Source organism: Massilia phyllosphaerae (genome assembly GCF_034659755.1).
In the GTDB taxonomy this organism is placed as follows: domain Bacteria; phylum Pseudomonadota; class Gammaproteobacteria; order Burkholderiales; family Burkholderiaceae_D; genus Telluria; species Telluria phyllosphaerae.
Genome location: NZ_JAXSQX010000013.1, coordinates 22,649 through 29,592, shown reverse-complemented (window position 1 = coordinate 29,592; position 6,944 = coordinate 22,649). Strand labels below are relative to the sequence as shown.

Sequence of the window (6,944 nt, the reverse complement as noted above, 5' to 3'; positions counted from 1 at the left end):
GTCATGACCCAAGAAAAACTGTACTTGCGCGAAGACGTCTACATCGACCCACTGGTCAACAAATGGTACGCCTGGCCCAACCTGGTGGCGCCGGTGACCTATGCGATGTACATGACCAAGACCCACAAGCGCTTGATGAATTCCTTCGTCAACAATTACGAGCTGCACATCATCGCCAACCAGGATGCCGGCATGGCCGGCGGTGGCGAGTTCGTCAACTGCACGCGGGAGCAGGTCGACGACGTGCGCAGGCTGATCGCCAAGTTTGAGAACGAGCATGGCATCTGCCGCGAACTGTGCGAGGCGGTCAAGCAACTCGACGCCCTGCTGCGCAGCCATACCAGCGGCGAGTCGATCGAACCGCTGTACGAACAGGTGCCGGAATTGCTGAAAGGGTATGTCGAGCTGCACATGGACTTGTACCACCAGCCGTCCTACCGCCTGATCGAAGGGCTGCTGTACCAGAGCCCCTACTACCAGCCGTCGATCCAGTCGGTGTCGTTCGGTATCCTGTCAGCTACCGAGGCGCGCCCCTTCGTGCTGAGCACGCCGCGTTTGCCGGGGCCGGACAACCTGCAGTTGCACGCCCCGTTCAATGCCCCGCTATGGGACCGGATCTTCCGTGCCCGTACGGAGCCGGTCACGCGCGAGGAAGCCGAGGCGATGTTCACGGGCGTGCCCACCGAAGGCGGGCTGGACTGGCGCAAGCTGTTCACCACCGAGGCGCCGGCGCGCACCTATCAGGCCCCGGCCGAAGAAGTGCGCCTGGCTTATGTCGGCCATGCCGGCTTCCTGATCGAGACGGCCCGCTGCGCGGTGCTGATCGACCCTGTCATCGCCAATCGCGGCGCCGGCAACGCCGACCAGGTCATCAGTTATACCGAACTGCCCGAGCACATCGATTACCTGTGCCTGACCCACAACCACTCGGACCACGTCAACATCGAGTCGCTGCTGCAGCTGCGCCACCGCGTTGGTCAGGTGCTGGTACCGAAGAACAATGGCGGTAGCCTGGCCGATCCGTCGCTGAAGCTGATCCTGGGCCAGCTCGGCTTCCAGGTACGCGAGCTGGACGACATGGAAACGACGCTGCTGCCGGATGGGCGCATCCTCAGCATTCCTTTCCTGGGCGAGCACGGCGACCTGAACATCCGCAGCAAGACAGCCTGGCTGGTCGAACTGAAGGGCAAGAAGATCTACGCCGGCGCCGATTCGTCCAACCTGGAGCCGCGCATGTACCAGCACATCCAGAGGCTGGTGGGCGACCTCGACGTGCTGGCGATCGGCATGGAATGCGTGGGCGCGCCGTATACCTGGCTGTACGGCGCCCTGACCACCGACACCGTCAGCCGTGCCGTGAAGGAATCGCGGCGCCTGAACGGCTCGGACTTCGACAAGGCGGCGCGCATGGTCGCGACTTTCCGCCCGCGCCAGGTGCTGGTGTATGCGCTCGGCATGGAGTCCTGGTACAGCTATTTCATGGGCGTCGACTACAGCGACGATTCGCAGCAGATCATCCAGTCCGGGCGCATGGTCGCTCATTGCGAAGGCATGGGCATCCCTGTCGAGCGCCTGTGCGGAAAACAAACCTTATGCCTGGCGTGATGCCGGCCTGCAGACAATCCAAAGGAGAACCAGCATGAATGCGATGAACGATATCGGCGTAGCGGCACTCGAACAACTCGGCGGCATGTCCCTGATGCTGCGGCCTGGACTGGACGGCATGCGCCTGCTCGAGTGGGCGCGGGAACGGCACGATTGCATCGAGGCGGTGGTGGCCGCCCACGGCGCGCTGCTGCTGCGCGGCCTGCCGGTCCACAGCAGCAAGCAGTTCGGCGAGCTGCTGGCCATCCTGTTCGGCGACACGCTGCTCGAGTACAGCTACCGCTCGACCCCGCGCACCGAACTGCGCGGAAACATTTACACGGCCACCGAGTACCATGCCGACCAAACCATCCCTCAGCACAACGAGAATGCCTATGCGCGCAGCTGGGCGATGCGCATCGGTTTCCTGTGCCTGCAGCCCGCGGCCGGTGGCGGCGCCACCCCGATCGCGGACAGCCGCCGCGTCTACCAGATGATTCCGGCGGCGGTGCGCGAGCGCTTCGAGCGCCATGGCGTAATGTATGTGCGTAATTACTCGGACCTGGACCTGGCATGGTCGGAAGTGTTCCAGACGAGCGACCGCGGCGAAGTCGAGCGTTTCTGCGACACCAACGGTATCGGTTACGAGTGGCTAGAGGACAATTGTTTGCGGACAGTCCAGGTCAACCCGGCCACCGCGCTGCACCCAGTCTCGCAGGTACCGGTGTGGTTCAACCAGGCCCACCTGTTCCACGTGAGCAGCCTGGACGAGGCGGTGCGCGACAGCCTGGTGTCGGTACTGGGCGAGGACCGCCTGCCGCGCAACACCTTTTACGGCGACGGCAGCCCGATCGAGCCGGAAACGCTGGCGCTGATCCGCGACGCCTACGAGCAGACCAAGGTGCGATTTACCTGGGAACGCGGCGATCTGTTGTTACTGGACAACATGCTGTACACCCATGGCCGTGATCCCTATGTGGGGGAACGCAAGGTGCTGGTCGGCATGGCGCGGCCGCATGGCCACGACAGCGCCTGAGCATCGCGACGCCTGAACCGGGTCCTGGTGCCGCGGCGGCACCAGGACGAGGAAAAACCACGACTGGATGACCCGATCCGGGACGATTCAATGGGATTGATGCACCGGGGCAGTGCAGCCCAGCATGATGTGTGAAAGCGTATTGTCTTGCCAATGCAAGGCGTCGACGAAGGTTGCCAGAATGATCTCACTCTTGAATTGACCAAGATCAGTTATGCTGTTATCTTGCATCATCAAGTTGCTTCTAGGACTAGAAATCCGAGCAAGGTTGGAGACACCGCCAACCCGCCGAAGTTGCCAGTCCCAACCTACCGAAATGGCCGAGCCGTCGTGGTTCATGACGCTCACCCACTCAGTGTAACCGGTGACGATGGCGTCGCTCGAGCTGTTGGGATCGTCAAAGCCAGAGATCAGGTGAACAAGTTCGATACGGACGAGTTGTTCTTGGGTAAGACGGATATAACCGTCGCTGGATGTGAGAAACATAGGTAGCGTGTTTATCTAGCAGTACGTCATAGCGCAACGTTGCATGTAAATAAGTGTAGCGCCCTTGACAGCATAGCGCAATTTGCAGTCTGGTTGGATTTCGTCGAATCGAACGGGGTCTGCCGACGTATCATGCGCCTGCCGAGGCCGCCATGCCATCAATGCATTACATTGAGACGAAACGGTATGAATCTTTTCGATTGGCAGAAAACCGTACTGCATGCGCTGCTGGGCGCCCCCAATGAGGCGGAATTCTTCAAGGTATTGTCGCGTGCCGCCGGCGAGCTCGGATTTGACTATTGCGCCTACGGCATGCGGATGCCGCTGCCGCTGTCGAATCCCAAGGTGTTCATGCTCAACAACTACCCAACGGAATGGCAAGCCCGTTATGCCGCGCAGAACTACGTGGCGATCGACCCGACGGTGGCACACGGCAGCCGCTCGATCCTCCCGCTTCTGTGGACCGAGCAACTGTTCGACAACTGCCGCCCATTCTGGGAAGAGGCACGCGAACATGGGCTGGAGGTGGGCTGGGCCCAGTCGTCGTATGACGCCATGGGCGTCGGCGGGCTGTTGACCCTGGCGCGTTCGGGCGAGCCGATCTCCGAAAGCGAAATGGCGGCCAACTCGATGCGCATGTCATGGCTGGTGCAGGTGGCGCACGAAGGGATGCGGCGGCTGCACGTAAGTACCATGCCGGCCATCGAATCGCCGCTGACTGCACGCGAGGTCGAAGTCCTGCGCTGGACCGCCGACGGCAAAACCTCGAGCGAAGTCGGTCAGATCATGAATATTACTGAGCGCACTGTCAATTTTCATGTCAATAACTCTCTAGAAAAGCTGGGTGCGGTGAACAAGACGGCATGCGTCATCAAGGCTGCCATGTTGCGTCTTTTGTAATCGAAAGTCATCTGTCAAGCTTTACAGTGCCGGGAAGTGCAGGGCGCGGCATCTAATATGGGTTGATCCGTGTTGCCGCAAGCCTGTCTTGCGCCCCCTATGTCTCTTTCCGTCTTCATGCGGGCCTCGTCCCGGCCGCTGCCCGGCGGCAACGGCCTCGCCTATATTGCCGGCCGCTACCACGCGCCGGCCTTCACGCCGGCACTGTTCGGCTGCAGCGCCATCGACTTCCCGCCCTCGATCCGGGCCAGCGTACCGAGCCGCCAGGGCGAGTTCCTGGCCGGCCGCCTGTGCGCGCGCATGGCGCTGGCGCCCTACGGCTTGCAGGGCTGCGCGGTGACGAGCGGCAGCCACCGCGAGCCCTTGTGGCCGCCCGGCATGATCGGCAGCATTACCCACAACGCCACCCATGCCGCTGCCGTGGCCTGTCCGGCCGGCCGGCTGGGCGGCATCGGCATCGACCTCGAAACCGTCCCGGATGCCGATGCGCTGGCCGCCGTGGCGGCACTGGCGGTCAGCCCGCGCGAGCACGGCTACCTGCTCGGGCTTGCCGGCGACGGTCGCGCCGACCGGCTGCTGACTTTGGTGTTCTCGGCCAAGGAGAGCTTTTTCAAGGCCGCCTTCGGCCGTGTCGGCGCGTACTTCGACTTCGATGCGGCCGAGGTGCTGGCGATCGACCCGACCGCGCGCACGATCGCGCTGCGCTGTACCGGAACGCTGGGACCGGGCCTGGGCGCCGGCTCGGTGCACGTGGCCCATTACGCGTTGCCCGACCATGCAACCGTGTTCACGGCGCTGGCCCTGCCGGCCTGAAGCGCGCCTGCAATTATTGACAGTTATACCGCCGGTGGCGATCGGGTCTAATGCAGCCATGCAAATCATCGGCACCCGCCAGGCTGCCTTTTACGCTCCGTGTCTGACGCTCACCCTACGAGGAACATCATGAAAACCAATGTCGATCTGCGCCTGTCGCTGCGCCGTGCCGCGCTGACCCTGGCGCTTGCCTGCGCGCTGGCGCCGGCCGCCCATGCCGCCAACTCCGCCTCGGGCGACATCGCCCTCCTGCTGGAGGCGGTGAAATCGGGGCGTGCCGAAGTGGTTGCCATGCTGGTCAGGAGCGGGGTCGACGTCAACGCCGCCATGGTCGGGGAGGGCAGTGCCTTGATCTCGGCCGCCAGGCTGGGCGATGCCGCCATGGTGACCGAACTGCTGCGCCTGGGCGCCGACGTCAACCGCGGCGCCGACGGCGACGGCACCCCCCTGATTGCCGCCGCCGCCAAAGGCGACGTGGCGATCGCGCGCCAGTTGCTGAAGGCCGGCGCTCGCGTCAACCAGGTCATGCCCGGCGACGAGACCGCGCTGATCAATGCGGCGCGCAACGGCGAGCTCGAGCTGGTCAAGCTGCTGGTGAATGCCGGCGCCGACGTCAACCTGGGCGCCGACGCCAACAACGACAAGCCCGAATGGCGTACGCCGCTCAATCAGGCGGCATCGGGCGATATCCGCAAGTACCTGGCGAGCAAGGGCGCGCGCTGAGCGCGCGGCAATGGACGCGTGTTCGTGGCGCCGGGCGCCGGCGGCACTGCGCCGGATGGGTTCCAACACTGCCTGTCGAGATAAATCATGGATGTGATCAAGAAAAAAGCAACGAAAAGTTTCCTTCGCTCGAAGCGCGGCATGTTCGGGGTGGGCGCGGCGGTCCTCCTGCTGACCGGCTATCAGCTGAGCACTCCTGCCGCCGATGAGAAGTTGACGCGTTCCAGCGCCCTGTTCGGCAAGGTGCGCTATGGCGAACTAAAGGTGCAGGTCGACGGGTATGGCACCCTGCGTTCGGACAAACAGAAGATGCTGACGACCACGACCAGCGGCACCGTAGAGGAAATCCTGCTCAAGCCGGGTGCGGTGGTGAAGGACAACAGCATCATCCTCCGCCTGAGCAATCCGGAACTGGAAAAGCAGTTGCTCGACGAGAAGCAGAAGCTGGTGCAGGAACAGGTCAGCCTGCGCCAGACGAAGCTCAGCCAGACCCTCGAGCTGCTGGCGGAAAACGCCAAGCTCGAGGAAATCCAGACCAATTACTTGTCCGCTAAGGCCACCCGCGACGAGCAGGCGGAGTGGGCCAGGATGGGGGTGGTGTCCAAACTGTCGTTCCGCGCCACCGAACTGCGCGCGACCGTGCTTGGACAAAACATCGAAGCGGAAAAAAGCCGCCTCGACCAGCTCAAGCTGGTGCATTCGGAAGTGCTGCGCATCCAGAACGAGCGCATCGCCGCCCAGTCCGAGCGCTACGAGATCGTGAAGGCCCAGCACGCGATGTTGAACGTGCGTGCCGGCATGGTGGGCGTGCTGCAGGGGCTGTCGGTGGAACTCGGCCAAAGCTTTGGCCCCGGCCAGAAGCTGGCGCTGATCGGCAGCAATGAAGACCTGATCGCGATGGTCAAGGTGCCCCAGGCGGCGGCCGAACAGGTCAAGCCCGGCCAGGCGGCGCAGATCGATACTCGCCAGGAAAAAGTTCCAGGAAAAGTATTGCGCGTGAACCCCGCCGTGGAAAACGGCACCGTCATGGTCGAAGTGGCCTTTACCGAAGCGCCGCCGCCGAGCGCGCGTCTCGAGCTGAACGTCGACGCTACCATCTTCACCAACACGCTGAACAACGTCATGTATGTCGAACGCCCGGTCAATGCGCGCGCCAACGCCACCACGCCGGTGTTCCGGGTCAGCGCCGACGGCGCTGCCGCCGACCGCGCCGAGATCCGCTTCGGCACCGAAGCCGGGCGCTATATCCAGGTCGTCGCCGGCGTCAAGCCCAACGACACGGTGATCGTGTCGGACATGTCCAGGTACCTCAGGCAGACCCATGTCGCACTCGCCGACTGAGTTCCTGCCGAACCGTATGTAGCACACCCACCGATCGAACAGCACAAGCTATGGAGAGCAT

At 63.1% G+C, this 6,944-nt stretch carries 7 protein-coding genes; 6 read left to right on the top strand and 1 reads right to left on the bottom strand.

Annotation, left to right across the window (positions count from 1 at the left end):
• The first annotated feature begins 3 nt into the window (after positions 1-3).
• On the top strand, positions 4-1,605 hold the full coding sequence (locus tag U1H99_RS29600; RefSeq protein WP_323145082.1) for an MBL fold metallo-hydrolase: 1,602 nt from the start codon (positions 4-6) through the stop codon (positions 1,603-1,605).
• 34 nt (positions 1,606-1,639) lie between these two features.
• The gene (locus tag U1H99_RS29595) at positions 1,640-2,620 is read left to right on the top strand and encodes a TauD/TfdA family dioxygenase (RefSeq protein WP_323145081.1); all 981 of its coding nucleotides are present in this window, start codon (positions 1,640-1,642) and stop codon (positions 2,618-2,620) included.
• An 87-nt stretch (positions 2,621-2,707) separates the two neighbouring features.
• Here U1H99_RS29595 and U1H99_RS29590 read toward each other — a convergent pair whose 3' ends face one another.
• A complete protein-coding gene (locus tag U1H99_RS29590) occupies positions 2,708-3,106 on the bottom strand; it encodes a DUF4902 domain-containing protein (protein WP_323145080.1) in 399 nt (132 codons plus the stop codon).
• A 186-nt stretch (positions 3,107-3,292) separates the two neighbouring features.
• Here U1H99_RS29590 and U1H99_RS29585 point away from each other — a divergent pair, with 186 nt between their 5' ends.
• From U1H99_RS29585 to U1H99_RS29570, 4 genes are all read left to right on the top strand, one after another.
• Complete coding sequence (locus U1H99_RS29585) at positions 3,293-4,006, top strand: autoinducer binding domain-containing protein (protein ID WP_323145079.1); 714 nt, start codon at positions 3,293-3,295, stop codon at positions 4,004-4,006.
• 99 nt (positions 4,007-4,105) lie between these two features.
• Positions 4,106-4,819 carry a 4'-phosphopantetheinyl transferase family protein gene (locus U1H99_RS29580; RefSeq protein ID WP_323145078.1) on the top strand — a complete coding sequence of 238 codons (714 nt, stop codon included), beginning with the start codon at positions 4,106-4,108 and terminating at the stop codon, positions 4,817-4,819.
• Positions 4,820-4,948: 129 nt separating this feature from the next.
• Positions 4,949-5,542 carry an ankyrin repeat domain-containing protein gene (locus tag U1H99_RS29575; RefSeq protein ID WP_323145077.1) on the top strand — a complete coding sequence of 198 codons (594 nt, stop codon included), beginning with the start codon at positions 4,949-4,951 and terminating at the stop codon, positions 5,540-5,542.
• An 87-nt stretch (positions 5,543-5,629) separates the two neighbouring features.
• Positions 5,630-6,883 (top strand): efflux RND transporter periplasmic adaptor subunit, encoded by a 1,254-nt coding sequence (locus U1H99_RS29570; RefSeq protein ID WP_323145076.1) that lies wholly within the window; start codon positions 5,630-5,632, stop codon positions 6,881-6,883.
• Positions 6,884-6,944 lie beyond the last annotated feature (61 nt).